The organism is Novilysobacter selenitireducens (assembly GCF_020026895.1).
Classification (GTDB): Bacteria; Pseudomonadota; Gammaproteobacteria; order Xanthomonadales; family Xanthomonadaceae; genus Lysobacter_C; species Lysobacter_C selenitireducens.
Map to the genome: position 1 here is coordinate 350,244 of NZ_JAINZW010000003.1, position 16,086 is coordinate 366,329.

The 16,086-nt window shown below is 69.4% G+C and carries 16 protein-coding genes; 11 read left to right on the plus strand and 5 right to left on the minus strand.

What is annotated here, in order from left to right; all coding sequences use genetic code 11:
• Nucleotides 1-36 precede the first annotated feature (36 nt).
• From K6753_RS08845 to K6753_RS08875, 7 genes are read left to right on the plus strand one after another with little or no spacing between them, the layout of a single operon-like run.
• On the plus strand, nt 37-702 hold the full coding sequence (locus K6753_RS08845) for a thermostable hemolysin (protein ID WP_223676077.1): 666 nt from the start codon (nt 37-39) through the stop codon (nt 700-702).
• Nucleotides 699-2,207, plus strand: a complete 1,509-nt coding sequence (locus K6753_RS08850; RefSeq protein WP_319936659.1) for an AMP-binding protein — start codon at nt 699-701, stop codon at nt 2,205-2,207. The genes K6753_RS08845 and K6753_RS08850 overlap by 4 nt, the downstream gene beginning before the upstream one ends.
• On the plus strand, nt 2,204-2,878 hold the full coding sequence (locus tag K6753_RS08855; RefSeq protein ID WP_223676078.1) for an iron-containing redox enzyme family protein: 675 nt from the start codon (nt 2,204-2,206) through the stop codon (nt 2,876-2,878). The genes K6753_RS08850 and K6753_RS08855 overlap by 4 nt, the downstream gene beginning before the upstream one ends.
• Nucleotides 2,878-3,717 (plus strand): SDR family oxidoreductase, encoded by an 840-nt coding sequence (locus K6753_RS08860; protein ID WP_223676079.1) that lies wholly within the window; start codon nt 2,878-2,880, stop codon nt 3,715-3,717. The genes K6753_RS08855 and K6753_RS08860 overlap by 1 nt, the downstream gene beginning before the upstream one ends.
• Complete coding sequence (locus tag K6753_RS08865; RefSeq protein WP_223676080.1) at nt 3,698-4,360, plus strand: tetratricopeptide repeat protein; 663 nt, start codon at nt 3,698-3,700, stop codon at nt 4,358-4,360. Before K6753_RS08860 ends, K6753_RS08865 begins: the two co-directional genes overlap by 20 nt.
• A gap of 25 nt (nt 4,361-4,385) precedes the next feature.
• Nucleotides 4,386-5,060, plus strand: a complete 675-nt coding sequence (locus tag K6753_RS08870; RefSeq protein ID WP_223676081.1) for a response regulator transcription factor — start codon at nt 4,386-4,388, stop codon at nt 5,058-5,060.
• Between the two features lie 17 nt (nt 5,061-5,077).
• Nucleotides 5,078-6,445 (plus strand): ATP-binding protein, encoded by a 1,368-nt coding sequence (locus K6753_RS08875; RefSeq protein WP_425492100.1) that lies wholly within the window; start codon nt 5,078-5,080, stop codon nt 6,443-6,445.
• Between the two features lie 239 nt (nt 6,446-6,684).
• Here the strand turns inward: K6753_RS08875 and K6753_RS08880 are convergent, their stop codons facing one another.
• The 3 genes from K6753_RS08880 to K6753_RS08890 are packed head-to-tail and all read right to left on the minus strand — an operon-like array spanning nt 6,685 to nt 8,675.
• Nucleotides 6,685-7,077 carry a DUF302 domain-containing protein gene (locus tag K6753_RS08880; RefSeq protein ID WP_223676082.1) on the minus strand — a complete coding sequence of 131 codons (393 nt, stop codon included), beginning with the start codon at nt 7,075-7,077 and terminating at the stop codon, nt 6,685-6,687.
• 12 nt (nt 7,078-7,089) lie between these two features.
• Nucleotides 7,090-8,052, minus strand: a complete 963-nt coding sequence (locus tag K6753_RS08885; protein WP_223676083.1) for a c-type cytochrome — start codon at nt 8,050-8,052, stop codon at nt 7,090-7,092.
• Entirely contained in the window at nt 8,049-8,675 is a 627-nt protein-coding gene (locus K6753_RS08890) for a c-type cytochrome (RefSeq protein WP_223676084.1), read from the minus strand. Before K6753_RS08890 ends, K6753_RS08885 begins: the two co-directional genes overlap by 4 nt.
• 511 nt (nt 8,676-9,186) lie before the next feature.
• On the opposite strand from K6753_RS08890, the gene K6753_RS08895 reads away from it, so the two are divergent.
• From K6753_RS08895 to K6753_RS08905, 3 genes are all read left to right on the plus strand, one after another.
• On the plus strand, nt 9,187-10,629 hold the full coding sequence (locus K6753_RS08895) for a hypothetical protein (RefSeq protein ID WP_223676085.1): 1,443 nt from the start codon (nt 9,187-9,189) through the stop codon (nt 10,627-10,629).
• 31 nt (nt 10,630-10,660) lie between these two features.
• Nucleotides 10,661-12,088, plus strand: a complete 1,428-nt coding sequence (locus K6753_RS08900; protein WP_223676086.1) for a hypothetical protein — start codon at nt 10,661-10,663, stop codon at nt 12,086-12,088.
• A gap of 314 nt (nt 12,089-12,402) precedes the next feature.
• Nucleotides 12,403-13,479 carry a hypothetical protein gene (locus tag K6753_RS08905; RefSeq protein ID WP_223676087.1) on the plus strand — a complete coding sequence of 359 codons (1,077 nt, stop codon included), beginning with the start codon at nt 12,403-12,405 and terminating at the stop codon, nt 13,477-13,479.
• A gap of 622 nt (nt 13,480-14,101) precedes the next feature.
• On the opposite strand, the gene K6753_RS08910 is transcribed toward K6753_RS08905, so the two are convergent.
• Together K6753_RS08910 and K6753_RS08915 are read right to left on the minus strand one after the other, a co-directional pair.
• The gene (locus K6753_RS08910; RefSeq protein WP_223676088.1) at nt 14,102-14,572 is read right to left on the minus strand and encodes a hypothetical protein; all 471 of its coding nucleotides are present in this window, start codon (nt 14,570-14,572) and stop codon (nt 14,102-14,104) included.
• Between the two features lie 218 nt (nt 14,573-14,790).
• Entirely contained in the window at nt 14,791-15,765 is a 975-nt protein-coding gene (locus tag K6753_RS08915; RefSeq protein WP_223676089.1) for a PD-(D/E)XK nuclease family protein, read from the minus strand.
• A 114-nt stretch (nt 15,766-15,879) separates the two neighbouring features.
• Here K6753_RS08915 and K6753_RS08920 point away from each other — a divergent pair, with 114 nt between their 5' ends.
• On the plus strand, nt 15,880-16,056 hold the full coding sequence (locus tag K6753_RS08920) for a hypothetical protein (RefSeq protein WP_223676090.1): 177 nt from the start codon (nt 15,880-15,882) through the stop codon (nt 16,054-16,056).
• Nucleotides 16,057-16,086 lie beyond the last annotated feature (30 nt).

Below are 16,086 nucleotides of genomic sequence, written 5' to 3' on the forward strand. Positions count from 1 at the left end.
TCGGGCCTTAATCGAGCGCATCCAGCATGCCGGCCCATGCACTGGATACGCCCCCACGTTTCGCTCGCGCCGGTCCCCGGCCGGTTCGCCGGCGTGCGCCTGGTCGACCCCGCCGACGCCGGGCGCGAGGCGGTCGAACGTTTCATCGCCGACGTCTACCTGCACCGCTATGGCGCGCGGCTACGCAGCTTCCTGCCGCACCTGCTCGCCTACGAGGACAGTGCCGGCCGTCTGGTCGCCGCGGTCGGCCTGCGGTCAGGCGGGGAAGGGGACCTGTTCGTCGAGCAGTACCTGGACGCACCGATCGAGTCGGCCATGCCGCAGCGTGGCATCACACGTACGGTGGACCGCCGCGCGGTGGTGGAAGTGGGCAACTTCGCCGCCACCACGCCCGGCATCGCGCGTGAGTTGATCGTGCAACTCGCGCATCTGCTGCATGAGGCGCGGATGGACTGGGTGCTGTTCGTGGCCACCCAGCAGCTGCGCAACGCGTTCCAGCGTCTGCACCTGTCGACGGTGGAACTGGCGGAAGCGCGCGCGGACCACCTGCGCGAGCTCTGCAGCGACTGGGGCGACTACTACGCGTCGCGCCCGCGCCTGATGTGCGGCAACGTCGCCGAGGGCATGGCCCTGTTGCGTGACGCCGCCGCGCAACCCGCGCCGTGTGCGGCGCCCGTGCTGTGCCTGGCGGGCGCGCCGTGACGGCGTCCACGTCCGCCACGCGCCTGCTCGATGGCCTGCGCGGCCGCGCCGTGCGCCTGGTCACCGCACAGGGCGTGCTCGGTGACGACGCCGTGCGCGCACGCATCGACCGCACGGTGGACTGGCTGCAACGCACCGGGACACGCCGCGTCGCCAGCCGGCTCGACAACGGCCCCGGCTGGTTCGCACTGGACCTGGCGATCCGGCAGGTCGGCGGCGTGCACGTGCCGCTGCCGACGTTCTTTTCGACGGCGCAGGTCGCGCACGCGCTGGCCAGCAGTGGCGCGGACTGCATTGTGACCGCCGCCGCGGACAGCATGCCTGCGGGTGCCGAAACACCTATCGGCCTGCTGGACGGTGGTGCGCTGGCCGGCTGGCGCGTGGCTCCAACAGATGGCGTCGACACGCACCTTCCGGCCGGTACCGCCTGCATCACCTACACCTCCGGCACCACCGGCCAGCCCAAGGGCGTGTGCCTGGATGCCGACACGCTGTTGACGGTGGCCGGTTCACTGGTGGACGCGTCGTCGGCCATCCGCCCGCGGCGCCACCTGTGCCTCATGCCGCTGTCGACGCTGCTGGAGAACGTCGCCGGCCTCTACGCCACCGTGCTGGCCGACGCCGAGATCGCCCTGCCGTCGCTGTCCGAGATCGGCTACACCGGCGCCACCGGCCTGGACGTGCCCACGCTGTTGCGCTGCCTGCACCGCTACCGGCCCGAGAGCGTGATCCTGGTGCCGCAGTTGCTGCTGGCGCTGGTGATGGCGGCCGAGCAGGGTGCGCCGTTGCCGGACTCGCTGCGTTACATCGCCGTGGGCGGCGGCCGCATCGGCCCGGGGCTGCTCGCACGGGCCCGTGCGCTCGGGCTGCCGGTCCATGAAGGCTACGGGCTGACCGAGTGCGGATCGGTGGTCTGCCTCAACCGGGCCGGTGCCGTGCGCGACGGCAGTGTCGGCCAGGCGCTGCCGCATGCGCGCGTGTCGGTGGTCGACGGCGAACTGTGCGTCGACGGCGCGCGTGCGCTGGGCTTCCTTGGTGGCGCGCCGATGCCCGACGGGCCGGTCCGCACCGGCGACCTCGGCCACGTCGACGCGGACGGCTTCGTGCATGTCACCGGTCGACGCAAGAACGTGTTCATCACCGCGTTCGGTCGCAACGTCTCGCCGGAGTGGGTAGAGAGCGAGCTGCTTGCGCACCCGGCCATCGGCCAGGCCGTGGTCCACGGCGAAGGGCAGGCCGACAACGTCGCCGTGCTGGTGCCGCGACGCCCGGAACTCGACGACAGCTTTCTTGCCCGCGCACTGGCCGAGGTCAACGCCGGGCTGCCCGACTACGCACGCGTGGCGCGCTTCGTGCGCGCGGCCGCGCCGTTCACCGCCACCGAAGGCCTGCTGACCGCCAACGGCCGTCCGCGCCGCGCCGCCATCCTGTTCCGCTACCAGGCCGACATCGACGCCTGCTACCGGGGCGACCCCACCGTTCCCACCCCCGGAGTTGCCGCATGAGTTTCCACGACGACCTGCTCGCGCAGACCTCGGCCGAGCGCGACGCGCTGGTATCCATCCCGCTGATCCAGGCCGCGCTGGCCGGCGGGATTACGCGCGAGGACTACGTCGCCTTCCTGACGCAGGCCTACCACCACGTTCGCCACACCGTGCCGTTGCTGATGGCCTGCGGCGCGCGCCTGCCGTCGCGGCTGGAGTGGCTGCGCACCGCCATCGGCGAATACATCGAAGAGGAGATGGGGCACCAGGAGTGGGTGCTGGACGACATCGCCGCCTGTGGCGCGGACCGCCGGCAGGCCGAGGCGTCGACGCCGTCGCTGGCGACCGAGCTGATGGTCAGCTACGCCTACGACACCATCCACCGCGGCAACCCCGTCGGCTTCTTCGGCATGGTGCTGGTGCTGGAAGGCACCAGCGTCGCCCTGGCCACGCGCGCGGCCGACACCCTGCAGGCGTCGCTCGGGCTGCCGCGCAACGCGTTCGGTTACCTGCTCTCGCACGGCGACCTGGACATCGAGCACGTCGGGTTCTTCAAGCGCCTGATGGACCGCCTGGACGATGCCGGCGACCGCGCCGCGGTCGTGCATGCCGCGCGCCGCTTCTACGTGCTGTACGGCGACATCTTCCGCACGTTGCGCAGCAGCGGCGTGCGCCTGGCCGAGGCGGCGTGATGGACCTGGCCGGCCGCGGCGTAATCCTGACCGGTGCCAGCGGCGGCATCGGCGAGCCGCTGTTCGCCGCGCTGACCGCCGCCGGCGCGCACGTGCTGGCGGTGGGGCGCAACGAGGTCCGCCTGCGCGCGCTGGCGCAGTACGTGCCTGCCGGTGCGCTGCACAACGTGGTGGCGGACGTGGCGACAGCCGAGGGCCGTGCGCGCGTGCTGCAGGCCGCGTATGCGATGCGCCCGCTGCCGTCGATGCTGGTGCTGGGGCATGCACAGAGCGCCTTCGGGCTGTTCCAGGAGCAGGACCCCGACGCCATGGCGCGGCTGCTGCAGACCAACCTGGTGGCGCCGATGCTGCTGATCCGCACGCTGCTGCCCGTCCTGCAGACGCACGACCGCGCCGCGGTCGCCGTGCTGGGTTCGACCTTCGGCAGCTTGGCGTTTCCCGGCTTTGCCGCCTACAGCGCCAGCAAGTTCGGGCTGCGCGGCCTGACCGAAGCGCTGGCGCGCGAGTACGCCGACACGCCGGTGCGCTTCCAGTACCTGTCGCCGCGCGCCACCCGCACGCCGTTCAACACGCCGGCCGTGGACGCGCTCAATGCCGAACTCAAGACCCACAGCGACGACCCGGCCGAGGTCGCCCGCCAGCTTGTCACCGCCCTGCAGCGCGGCACGTCGCGCCTGCAGATCGGTTGGCCGGAAAAACTCTTCGCCCGCCTCAACGGGCTGTTGCCCGGGCTGGTCGACCGCAGCCTGCGCACGCAGCTGCCGGCCGTCCGCCGCCACGCCCACCAGCCGTTCCACCCCCTGCCGGAGACCCCGCGCCATGAACCGCAACCGCAGTAACCCCCTGTTCGGCTTCACCCTCCTGTGCGCGCTGCTGGGCGGCAACGCCTTCGCCGCCGACCCCGCGCTGCCCGCCGTCGAGCACGTGCGCGACCGCTGGGCCCAGATCAACTACCAGACCGCCAAGCCGCAGCGCGAAGCGGCCTTCGCCGACCTCGCCCTGGAGGCGGCCCAGGCACGCAAGGCGCGCCCCGGGGATGCCGAGGCATTGATCTGGGAGGGCATCGTGCTGTCCAGCCTGGCCGGCGAGAAAGGCGGCGTGGGCGCACTGGGCCTGGTCAAGCGCGCGCGCTCGGACTTCGAGGCCGCCATCAAGCTCGACCCGGGTGCCTTGGACGGCGCGGCCTACACCAGCCTGGGCGCGCTGTACTACCAGGTGCCGGGCTGGCCGATCGGGTTCGGTGATGACGACACCGCGCGCGAGCTGCTGCGCAAGGGGCTGGCAGTGGACCCCGACGGCATCGACGCCAACTACTTCTACGCCGACTTCCTGCGTGACCAGAAGGACTGGGCCGGCGCGAAGGCGGCCTACCAGAAGGCGCTGGCCGCCCCCGCGCGCCCGGGCCGCGCGACCGCGGACGCCGGCCGTCGCCGCGAGGCCGAGGCCCGGCTGAAGGAGGTGACCGCGCACCTTGCGCGCTGACGGGGCCGCGCACCAGACTGGCCGCATGCGCATCTTGCTGGTGGAAGACGACCCGTTGCTGGGTCAGGGCCTTTGCACCGCGCTGCGGCGCGGTGCCTTCGCCGTCGACTGGGTGCATGACGGCGCCGCGGGGCTGTTCGCCATCCGCGACGACAGCTTCGACCTGGTGGTGCTGGACCTGGGCCTGCCGCGCATGGATGGCATCGACGTCATCCGCCAGATCCGCGCCAGCGGCAACCCCGTACCCATCCTGGTGCTGAGCGCGCGCGAACGGCCGGCCGACCGCACCCTGGGCCTGGACGTGGGCGCGGACGACTACCTGGGCAAGCCTTTCGACACTGCCGAACTGCTGGCCCGCGTGCGCGCCCTGATCCGCCGCAGCGCCGGGCGCGCGCAGCCCACGCTGGAGGCCGGGCCGTTGCAGCTGGACCCCACGACGCTGGCCGCCAGCTGGCACGGCCGCAACCTGGACCTGACCCGCCGCGAGTTCGCGCTGCTGCGCCTGCTGATGGAGCAGCGCGGCCGCCCGATGGCGCGCGATGCCATCCAGCGGCACCTGTACGGCTGGAACGACGACGTCGCCAGCAACGCCGTCGACGTGCACGTGCACGCCCTGCGCCGCAAGCTCGATCCCGGTGCGATCCGCACCGTGCGCGGTATCGGCTACGCACTGGGCGACCTGGCAGGCGCCGCCCCGTGAACTCCATCCGCGGCACGCTGCTGCTGGTGCTGCTGGCCACGCTGGGCACGTTGATGGCGGTGGCCGGCTGGGTCAGTTACCGCGCCGGCTTGCAGGAAGCCGGCGAGATGTTCGACGCGCGCCTGGTGCAGTCCACCCGCGTGCTGGTCAGCCTGGTCGACGCGCCGTTGAGCGAGCTCAACGACTACCCGGGCGAGCCGATCGTGCTTCGCGGTTGGCATGGCCAGGCGCAGGGCGTGGGTGAAGAGCTGGCGTTCAAGGATGGCCACGCCTACGAGAACAAGCTCGCCTTCCAGGTCTGGGATGCGCGCGGCCGCCTGCTGCTGCGCTCCGACAGCGCGCCGCTCACGCCACTGGCCGAGCGTGTGCCGGGCTATGCCGACGTCGTGATCGACGGCGCGCGCTGGCGCACGTTTACCCTGCGCTCGCGCGAGGGCCGCTGGTTCCAGTCGGCCGAGTCCACCGACATCCGCCAGGAGCTGGCCACCGACATCGCCGGCGGCACGCTGACGCCCCTGGTGCTGTCGCTGCCGCTGATGGCGCTGGTGATCTGGTGGAGCGTCGCGCTGGCGACGCGGTCGCTGCGCCGGCTGTCGCACGAGATCGGCCAGCGCGATCCCGAGCGCCTGGCGTTGCTGGACCCGGACCAGGTGCCGCGCGAAGCGCAGGGTCTGGTGCGCGCCCTCAACAGCCTGCTGCAACGGCTGGACGTGGCGCTGGTGCGCGAGCGCCGGTTCGTGGCCGACGCCGCGCACGAGCTGCGCACACCGATCAGCGCGTTGAAAGTGCACGCCGACAACGCGCGACTGGCGCAGGATGCCGGCGACCGGGACGACTCCCAGCGCCTGCTGGCCGACAGCGTCGCGCGCGTGGAGCGCCTGATCGCGCAACTGCTGTCGCTGAGCCGGGCCGAGAACGTCGGCGGCGTCCGCCATCGCACGCGGCTGAGCCTGGACGCGCTGGTGCGGACCGAAGTCGACGAACTGCGGCCACTGGCTATGCAAAAACAGCAATCGCTGCGGGTCGACCTGGACCCCGTGCAGGTGTCGGGCGACGAGTTCGCGCTGGGGCTGCTGGTGCGCAATCTGGTTGAGAACGCGGTGCGCTACACGCCGGCCGGCGGCACGATCGAGGTGCGCGTCTCGCACCCCGGCGCGCATGCCGTGCTGCAGGTGGACGACTCCGGCCCCGGCATCCCCGAGGTCGACCGCGAGCGCGTATTCGACCCGTTCTACCGGCGCCTGGGCTCGGGCGAGGAAGGCAGCGGCCTGGGCCTGGCCATCGCGCGGGAAGTGCTGGTTGCGCACCTGGGCACCATCCGCCTGGACCGCTCCAGCCGCCTCGGCGGACTGTCCTTGCACGTGGCACTGCCCGCCGGCGACTGACCCGCATCCGCCAAGCGCTCCCTGTAGGAGCGGCTTCAGCCGCGATCCCCAACCCCAAACCCCCGCGTCCTCACGCCCCCTTTGTAGGAGCGACGTAAGTCGCGACCACCATCTCCAAACAGGCGCCGCCATCCCCCGCCCCCTGTAGGGCCGACTTCACCCGCGATCAATGCACCCGGCCCCCACCGCCATCCGACCACCGCGCATATCCCCGCATGCGACCTGTGGCCTCACCTGCGCTACGTCCCGGCTGTCACCTCATCCATCAACGCCGTCAACGCACGCTCCACGTCCTGCGCATGCGGGCGGATGTCGGCGTCGTTGCTGACCAGCCCCAGCAGCTCGACCGGGCCGATCATCGACACCCGCGTACGCGTGCCGTCCTCGAACACCGCGATGCGGCAGGGCAGGGCGGCGGCCAGCGACGCATCGTGCGCCAGCACCTGCTGGGCGACGGCGGGGCTGCACAGCTCCAGCACGTAGCACTGGAAGTCGATGGGGTGGCCCTTCTCCTGCAGCGTCCTGTTGAAGTCGTAGCGGTGCAGCACGCCGAAGCCATGCGACTTGGCGCTGGCCTCGATGCGCTCGGCGACGGTGGCGGCGGACTGGTCGGTGGTGCGTTCGATGGTCATGGCGGTTCCTGCTCAGCGCGTGGCGGGGTTGGCGCCCAGCAGGCGCCCGTCGACGGTGGTGCCGTAGGGCGAGTCCGGGTCGTCATGGAAGCGGGTGCGCGTCTCGGCGACGTCGCCGGTGAAGCGCGGGTCCTGCGGGCGCTCGTGGCCGTTCATGTACAGCGCCACGTCCCACGCATCCTGCACCGACAGCGTGCCGCCCTTGCCCAGCGGCATGTTGGCGCGGATGAAGGCCGCCGCGTTGTCCAGCTGGTGCATGCCCGCGCCCCAGTTGAAGGACTTCGGGCCCCACAGCGGCGGAAACACCGTGCGCCCGTCCCCCTGCTGGCCCTGGCCGTCCGCGCCGTGGCAGATCGCGCAGTTGGCGGCGTACACCGCTTCGCCGCGCGCGAAGTCCGGCGGCGTGTCCGGGCGCTCGCCCTTCGGGTAGCCCGCGCCGGGCAGGGTGGCGCCCACCGGCGCGCCCTGCGACATCCAGAACGAGTACGCCTCCAGCGCCACCACCACGTCGTGGCCGGCTGGCGGCGCGGTGCCGTCCATGCTGTAGGTGAAGCAGCCCTGCAGGCGCTCGGTGAAGTTGTTGACGCGCTGGTTCTTGCCACGGAACGCCGGGTAGCGCACCCACGCGCCCCACAGCGGCGCCGAGTCCGCCTTGCGCCCGGCGTCCAGGTGGCAGTTGCCGCAACTCAGGTCGTTGCCGACGAACTCGCCCGCATGCGTCGGCGTGTCCAGGAAGATGTCGCGGCCGCGGCGGACCATGTCGCCGAACGGGCCTTCGGGGATGTCGGCCTCCGACGGCGGACTGAACTCACCCGGCGCCGCGGCCACGGCCGGGGCCGCCGCCGTTGCGGGCGCACCCGCTGGCGCCGCATCGGACGAGGGTTGCTTGCCGGTTCGCGGCGGGCGGATGTTGTCGCAGGCCGACAGCAGCAATGCGGCGGCGGCGGCGAAGGCGAGGGCGGTGCGCGCACTCATCGCGATGCCTCCATCGGCAGCTTGGAGAAATAGTCGGACACGTCGCGGATCTCCTCGGCCGTCAGCCCGCGCGCGGCGGCCTGCATCAGCCCGATGGGGTCGTTGCTGCGGCGCCCGGCCTTCCATGCTTCAAGTTGCGCGGACAGGTAGTCGGCCGTCTGCCCGGCGATCGGCGGAAATGCATCGCCCACGCCGCGCCCGCCGGGGCCGTGGCACTGCACGCAGCCCGGCACGTTGCGGTCCCACGCACCGCGTTGCGCCACCCGCGCACCGGGGTGCGCATCGCCGGGTGGGGCCGAGGCGGGCAGCGCCGTGGCCGCGTAGTAGCCGGACATCGCCTCGCGCGTTTCAGGCGACATCGCCTTGGCGATCGGCGACATCAGCGCATGCTCGCGCCGGCCCTCGGCCAGGTCGTCCAGCTGCTTGCGCAGGTAGGCCGCGTTGATGCCCGCCAGCCGCGGCATCGCGCCCTGGCCCTCGCCCTGCGCCCCATGGCAACTGGCGCATGCCGCCAACCCGTCGCCGCCGCTGTTGGCCAGCGTTGCCGGGTTCACCGACTGCGCCTGCACCGCCCCAGCCGTGCCCGCCAGCACCACCACCGCCGTCCACTGCATCCACTTCATCGCGCGCTCCGCATCTGTCCAACGGCAGGCGGCCCACTGGCCGCTACCGATCGACGCGATTCTGTGCACCACCCCCGTGCCAACAACGTGAACCGCCCGCACGTCCGGGCCTCTACGCGGCCGCAAGCCCACACCCCAATCCCCCGGCGTCACTCACGCCCCCTTTGTAGGAGCGACGTAAGTCGCGACCACCATCCCCAAGATGGCACCGCCACCCCCCGCCCCCTGTAGGAGCGGCTTCAGCCACGACCACGCCACCCCCGACACCGACGAGCCCCACACCCCGGCCGCCGGCACGACCTCACACGCGACACCCGCGGCCCCCGCCGCACCCCCTGCCATCGCCGCCCCTCCAACCGCCAGCGCTGGCCCAAGAAAATAAAGCGCCGCCGCAGTAACCCGGCACCGCCCCGAAACAACCGCCAACGACGCTTACCGCCGCCGGCACAAGGCCTTGGACTCCTTACCGCGCTAGCATGCGCCTCAGGGGACATCACTCCGGGGGGGTCCGATGCGTTCTTTGCTTATTGCTTCATTGCTGGCTTTTTCGCTGACGCCCGGGAGCGTTGCGGCCCAATCGCTCGAGGAAAGCTACGCCCAGCTGTGCTCCAAGCCGGCCGATGCCAAGACCGAAGCGTGCCAGGTACTGGCAAAGTCGCTGATGGAAAAATTGCAGGCGCAACCGGCTTCACCAGCCAGTGTGCCGGCCGCTCAGGAGTCTGGCAGTGGGGACGCCGCACCGGACCTGGTGGGCATGCAGCGTTGGGGTTTCTTCGCCGACCTGGTCGGTCAGGATCTGATCGATATCCAGTACGAGAACCCGAGCAACATCACGTTCACCCCTGCCACTCTGGAGTACGTCTGGGAGGAGCCGGGGGAAGTGATGGTGCTGCTCGAGAAGCGGCCGGACGGCACCGTCACGCATGGCGCGACCCTGCAGTGGGATGCAACGCATCGCGGCCTGCGCGAAACGACGCCTGGAGGTGGGGCCAGCAGCCTGTACGAATGGCAGCCCGACGGGTCGGCCATCGTCAGCGCCGGAGCCGTGCGCATGGTCTTTCGCCGCCTTGCCGATGGCGCGCTGGAAATGCTCATCGAGGATGACAAGGGTCAGGGGTGGCAGCTGATGAACCGCCGTCACCGGGTGCCGGCAACCGCTGCCAACCTGGAAACCCAGGCCTTGATGAAGCAGGTTGAGGCCAACATGGCTGAAACGCAGAAGCTGATGGCCGAGATAACGCGTGCGGACGCAGAGCTCAAAGCCAGCCCACTTTGGCAGCAGACGCTGGCCAACCAGGCCCGTGCCGAGGCGGAGCGGAAGCGCAAGGCCGAACGCGGCAGCTCGTTCGATGCCTTTCTCCGAGGGGTCAATTCCGCTCTGGATTCCGGTCTGGAGGTAGCGCGCGCCCAGGAAGCGCAGTCACGCTACGAACTCGATTCGACGCTGGCCGACATCAACGCGCAGGCCCGCGCGCAGCAGGCGGCGCAGTCGCAGGCCTCTGCCATGCGCTCCGGAACGGGCTACACGGCGCAGCCCGCCGCACCGCCCGCGTCCACGCCGCCGGCCACCACCACCTACACCGCCGTCCAGGGCCCGGGTACGGGTTCGTGGGCCAGCGCAGGGCGGGGCAGCTCGGCTGGCGGCGCCAGTTCGATGGGAACCTCCGGCAGCGCCTCGACTCGTGATGACGCGTCCATGTGTGTCTCCCCGCCGGTCACCAGCACCCACACGTGCGCCGACCTCAGTGGCTACAAGGCGATGGTGTCCAACACCTGCGCCGTGCCGGTGGACGTGCGCGTCTGCTTCATGACCGACGGGGGGTGGAACTGTCAGTCCAACTACGGCCTGGCGCCAGAGGCCACCTGGGAGCCGGGCTGGTGCCATGCCAACACCGGTGAGGTGTTCCATGCGGTCCGTTACAGCGACAGCGACGAGCCGCTCGACCAGCCGTAAGAATTCCATCGCATCCATTCCCGGAACCACCATGACGATATTTGCCGCACGTACGGTCGCGCTGTCTTTCGCCCTGGCCCTGGGATGCCTGCCCGGCATGGCTCTGGGGCAGACGCTGGAGGACAACTACGCTCGCCTGTGTTCCGATGCGGACCAGGCCGACGAGGCAACCTGTGCCGCGTTGCGAAAGGCGCTGCTGGACAAGTTGCAGGCAGCAGAAGCCGCCACCCCACACCGCGCAGCGGCAACGGGTGTCCAGACATCCGCGCAGGCCACCCCCGCGGAGGCGGACCCGGCGCTTGTCGCCGAGTGGCGTCTCCGCTGGGGTCCGTTCGCCGACATGGTGGGCAAGCGCTGGATCACCAGCGTTGCAGGGCAGTCGCTTGATATCGCGAAGGCGATCGCCGGCGCCGGGACTTCGGCAGTCTATGAGTGGGAGGTGCCCGGGGAGGTCATGGCCGTTTACCAGTACACAGGCTCGGAGCGGACGCTGTCGAGTCGCATCCGTTGGGATCAGACCACCGGTGGTTTGATTGAAGAGTCCACCGCAATGCCGGGGTACGACACCCACTACATCGTCGAGCTCGACGGTTCCCTGTCCTACACCATCTCCAATATGCCGGATGCCGCAGGAACGTACAGACGCTTGTCGGGGAACTCTGTTGAGCTCCGATTGGAGCGTGAACTGCCCACCGGCAAAGTCGTTCTGTCCTACGTCTACCGGGAGTTGACGCGCGAGGCGCTGGCAGAGCGGCAGATGGACGTCCAGAACCTGGTCGAGGCTGAGGCTCAAGCGCGCCAGGACGCCGCCCGCAGGCAGCAACAAGCGGAGCAGGACCGGGCCAATCGATGGAGCGCTGTAATGGGCGCGGTAAACGGTGCACTGGACGCGGGGCTTGAGGTGGCGCGCGCACAGGAAGCGCAGTCGCGCTACGAACTCGATTCGACGCTGGCCGACATCAACGCGCAGGCCCGCGCACAGCAGGCAGCACAGACTCAGGCCAGTGCCATGCGTTCCGGCACAGGCTACACGGCGCAGCCCGTCGCACCGCCGGTGTCCACGCCGCCGGCCACCTCCACCTACACCGCCGTCCCGGGCCCGGGCACGGGTTCGTGGGCCAGCGCAGGGCAGGGCAGTTCCGTGGGTGGCGCCAGTTCGATGGGAACCTCCGGCAGCGCCTCGACTCGTGATGACGCGTCCATGTGTGTCTCCCCGCCGGTCACCAGCACCCACACGTGCGCCGACCTCAGTGGCTACAAGGCGATGTTGTCCAACACCTGCGCCGTGCCGGTGGACGTGCGCGTCTGCTTCATGACCGACGGGGGGTGGAACTGCCAGTCCAACTACGGCCTGGCGCCAGAGGCCATCTGGGAGCCGGGCTGGTGCCATGCCAACACGGGCGAGGTGTTCCATGCGGTCCGCTACAGCGACAGCAACGAGCCGCTGGCATCCCCCTAGCCGCATTTGGAGATATCCTCCCCCGGCAAGATGGGGGGGATATGCGATACCTATATTTTGTTGCAGCACTGGTTGCATCGGCGGGCGTGCAGCCCGTTGCCGCACAAACACTCGAAGAGGCGCACGCCGCCCTCTGTGAGCCCGGTAGACGAAGTGAAGCGTGCGACGCTCTGCAGCAGATGATTGCCGAACGGTCCGCCGGCACTTCGGAGTCATCCTCTGAGGAGCCCGCGCCAGAACTGATGCGGACCTGGGGACCTTTGGCGCGGCTCGTGGACACCGCTTGGGTACACGAGGGCCCAACCGGGATTGACATGCGCCATGCCTATACCTGGTCGCCGGACGGATCTTCGATCCGTCTGCAGGCCGGCATGCCGGCGTTCGCGGATGCAGACCGGACACTTGAATTCACTCCGGGCGATCAGCCGGGCGAACTCAAGGCGCACATCCGCGTGTCGGGATTCCAGGGTGACGCGGTATTCCGCTTCCAGGATGACAGGACGCTGCGCGCCGATCCCTACATATTGAGCAATGCCTCGGGTAGCCGCCTCCACTACAACGAAGAGATGACCTTGGCCGCCGATGATGTCTATGTGGCGGGGCTGGCGTCGGTCTCATATCCCATGGCCCATCTTTCGATGTCGCCGCTGGCGCTGGACGTCCGCGACCGGTACGAAGCTGCCCAGCGCATGCGGGGAGCGGCCGCGACCATCGAGATGGAACGAAAGATCCAGGCTGACCTACGCGCCGAAGAAGACGCCAAGCGTGAGGCCCGCCGCCAGCGATGGTCGGCGGTGATGGGCGCAATGAGCGGCGCTCTCGATGCCGGTCTGGAAGTCGCGCGCGCACAGGAAGCGCAGTCGCGCTACGAGCTCGATTCGACGCTGGCCGACATCAACGCGCAGGCCCGCGCACAGCAGGCAGCACAGACTCAGGCCAGTGCCATGCGTTCCGGTGCGGGCTACACGGCTGCACCTGCCGCATCCCCGGTATCCGCGCCGCAAGCCTCGACCACCTACACGCCTGTCCAAGGTCCGGGCACAGGTTCGTGGGCCAGCGCCGGACAGGGCAGCTCCGGCGGCGCAGACTCGCCAGCAGCGTCCGGCAGTACTTCAACCCGCGATGACGCGTCCATGTGCGTCTCCCCGCCCGTCACCAGCACCCACAAGTGCGCCGACCTCAGTGGCTACAAAGCGATGGTGTCCAACACCTGCGCGGTACCGGTCGACGTGCGCGTCTGCTTCATGACCGACGGCGGCTGGAACTGCCAGTCCAACTACGGGCTTGCGCCTGAAGCCACCTGGGAGCCCGGCTGGTGCCACGCCAACACCGGTGAGGTGTTCCACGCGGTGCGATACAGCGACAGCAAGGAGCCGCTGGCGTCGCCTTGACGCAATGCAGGAACGGCTTCAGCCGCAACCACGACATCCCAAGCCCAAGCGCCGGCGAACCCCACACCCCCGTTCGCATGCGTTAGCTCCGTCGCGAAGCACATAGCGACGTTGCACCACATGCCACCGCCGCCGTTCCAACTGTCACCACCGGAACCACAAGGCGCAGCCGCGCCGCTGCAACCCGCATCGCCCCCGGAAAATCCGCCGGCGACGCCGCATTAACCGCCGTGCGAGCCGCATAACACGGCAGCGCTGCCGCCCGAAGTGCCACCACCCGCGCCACAACCCGCACCGCCGCCGAAAAAAGCACCACCGCCCGCGCACCAACCGCCACGCATGCCCCAAAAAGCGGCAACGCTGCCACTCAAAGCGCCATGCACGCCGCTCAAAGCCCCATCGATGGCGCAACGTGCACCACCGCTGCCACGCCAACCGGCACCACAGCCGCTTTTTTCGCCAACGCTGCCACTTAAAGGCACACCCGCGCCGCCATCGCCACCATCCCCGCGAAGGCGAACAGCCACGGACACGCAACCCCGCCCAAGCGAAAAACAAAAAGGCCGCCCGAAGGCGGCCTCTCGCAGAACCCCGGCACGCACACCGCCTGCCGCTTAACCCCTCACGCCGCGGCCGGCGTCTCCTCCCCGCGCGGCCCCTTGGCGAAGCGCGTGCCCAGCTCCTTGCGCAAGCCTTCCAGGCCCTGGTTGCGGCCCGACACCTTCAACAGCGCGTAGCCGTCCAGCGCGCAACGCATGATGTCGCTGCCCAGTGCCGTCTCGCTGTCGGCGCCGCGCTCGGCCAGGCGCTGCAGCCGCTGCAGGCGCGGGCGCAGCTTGTCCAGCGCCACCAGGTCTGCCTGTGCCTCGGCCAGTTTCAGGCTGGGCGGCACCACCTGCGGGTTCTGCGACAGCACGCTCAGCGTCTGCCGGCAGAACGCCTCGGACTTGTCGCCCATGCGCGCCAGCTTGCGGCGCTGCTCGGCGGACATCGCAATCAGGTCCACCAGTTGCGCTTCAAGGTCCGTCAACGCCTGGTCCACCGCCTCCAGCTGCGCGTCGGTCAGGGTCAGGTTGATCATGTTCTGGCTCACTGCAATCTCCCTTGCATTCCATGTGAGGCGCCGGGGCCGGCCCGCGTCGCGTGCCTGCAAGTCCACCGGCGCCGCTCCAGTGCCATCCCCGCGGCGCGGGGTGCGGCGTGGCCGGCAGGGCCGGCGGCTGGAGCGGGGCGGAGTGTGCGGGTCGGGCCACAGGCTGTATGTAGGGAAAGTCTGATTGTCCGGAAGGGAAACAGTCCGCTGGCGGACTCTTAGATTCGAGAGATCCGTTCCTGGTGGCACAGCGCCCAATCGTGAAGCCGCTTCGCGGCATACAGTCCGCGCCTTATGGCGTCTAGTTGCTCCGCCGCGGGAGCAGTCCGATCAAGGCGCGGAGCCTCAAGTCGCACGGCAGCGGACTTCCCGGCAGATGCGACCCGCATGTCAGCCGCCAGTACTTCGCCAAGGTGTGCTTCCACTTCGGCGAGGCGAGCCCCACGACCTCGCAGATGCAAGTCGACGATGCCGCGACCCGTCTTGTGCGCTATGTCGGCACCGATCGCAGTAAGAGGGGGCGTCTTGAAATAGACCCGCCCGGAGCCACCAGGTCGTTGGCGGGGCGGGCGCATTCCAAGTTCGGGATAGCTGGCGACGGCCAAGTCCCAATACGCGCGGAAGAACTCGGTTACTCCGCTATCGACATCCGGCTGATATCCAAGCACCGCTTTGTCGATACCTGACTGTAGTAAGGAGCGCTTGTAATAGCGTCGAACGCCAAGCTCCGCAGCGTCGTTGTCGAACCACTGCATCAAAGCTTCATAGGACACCCGGCATTCGAACCCCTTGGTCTCACCGCTACTTGCGAAATAGCGATCCGGCGCGACGATCACCGACACAACGCGTTCGCACCGATTCTTGCTTAGATAGTCTCGGCCGCGAAGGTGATAGCGCTCGGCCTGAAGGGGCTGCAGACCGGCGCCGATCTTGTTCTCGATCAACAACACGGTGCGCCCTGTGCCACACACCATGTGCACTTCGAGATCGGATTCTCCGGTGCTGTGCGTAATCGAGCGGCCTGCCTCCACGACGGTCCCCAAGGCGTCGTCTTTAACGCCGGCCGCCTGGCCAAACCAGAGCCCGAACGCGGGTGAGGAGAGGAACTCCTCAAGCAGCAGCAGGTCGATGTCGCATTCGCAAACACCTGCGATTCGCGGTCGAGTCAGAGAGGGGGGAGGGTCGTCGGCCATGCGCGAAGCCTACCGGGAGGACGCGGCCGGGGCAGCTGTCTGGTCGAAGGTCGCGACCGCGTCCTGTCGTATCCTCCCGCCTGATCACGAGATCGCAGGGAAGGGGACCCGCACGTGGCCGACGCCGACATGCCTGATGGCAATGCTATCGACGCCTTCATCCGCAAATGGGAAGGCATCACGGCCTCCGAGCTGTCCACGTCGCAATCGTTCCTGATCGAGTTGCTCGAAATGCTCATTGCCCTGGGTCGGGCAGAGCGAATGGACAGTGAGGCTTATCGCGGCGTCTGATCGATCCGCGACCGGCCTCAATTGATCGGA

What these genes read in the sequence shown, in the direction of transcription:
- K6753_RS08890 (WP_223676084.1), bottom strand. Translation starts at nt 8,675, where the DNA reads ATGAAGTGGATGCAGTGGACGGCGGTGGTGGTGCTGGCGGGCACGGCT.
- K6753_RS08855 (WP_223676078.1), top strand. Translation starts at nt 2,204, where the DNA reads ATGAGTTTCCACGACGACCTGCTCGCGCAGACCTCGGCCGAGCGCGAC.
- K6753_RS08895 (WP_223676085.1), top strand. Translation starts at nt 9,187, where the DNA reads ATGCGTTCTTTGCTTATTGCTTCATTGCTGGCTTTTTCGCTGACGCCC.
- K6753_RS08845 (WP_223676077.1), top strand. Translation starts at nt 37, where the DNA reads ATGCACTGGATACGCCCCCACGTTTCGCTCGCGCCGGTCCCCGGCCGG.
- K6753_RS08870 (WP_223676081.1), top strand. Translation starts at nt 4,386, where the DNA reads ATGCGCATCTTGCTGGTGGAAGACGACCCGTTGCTGGGTCAGGGCCTT.
- K6753_RS08900 (WP_223676086.1), top strand. Translation starts at nt 10,661, where the DNA reads ATGACGATATTTGCCGCACGTACGGTCGCGCTGTCTTTCGCCCTGGCC.
- K6753_RS08905 (WP_223676087.1), top strand. Translation starts at nt 12,403, where the DNA reads ATGCGCCATGCCTATACCTGGTCGCCGGACGGATCTTCGATCCGTCTG.
- K6753_RS08860 (WP_223676079.1), top strand. Translation starts at nt 2,878, where the DNA reads ATGGACCTGGCCGGCCGCGGCGTAATCCTGACCGGTGCCAGCGGCGGC.
- K6753_RS08915 (WP_223676089.1), bottom strand. Translation starts at nt 15,765, where the DNA reads ATGGCCGACGACCCTCCCCCCTCTCTGACTCGACCGCGAATCGCAGGT.
- K6753_RS08865 (WP_223676080.1), top strand. Translation starts at nt 3,698, where the DNA reads ATGAACCGCAACCGCAGTAACCCCCTGTTCGGCTTCACCCTCCTGTGC.
- K6753_RS08885 (WP_223676083.1), bottom strand. Translation starts at nt 8,052, where the DNA reads ATGAGTGCGCGCACCGCCCTCGCCTTCGCCGCCGCCGCCGCATTGCTG.
- K6753_RS08880 (WP_223676082.1), bottom strand. Translation starts at nt 7,077, where the DNA reads ATGACCATCGAACGCACCACCGACCAGTCCGCCGCCACCGTCGCCGAG.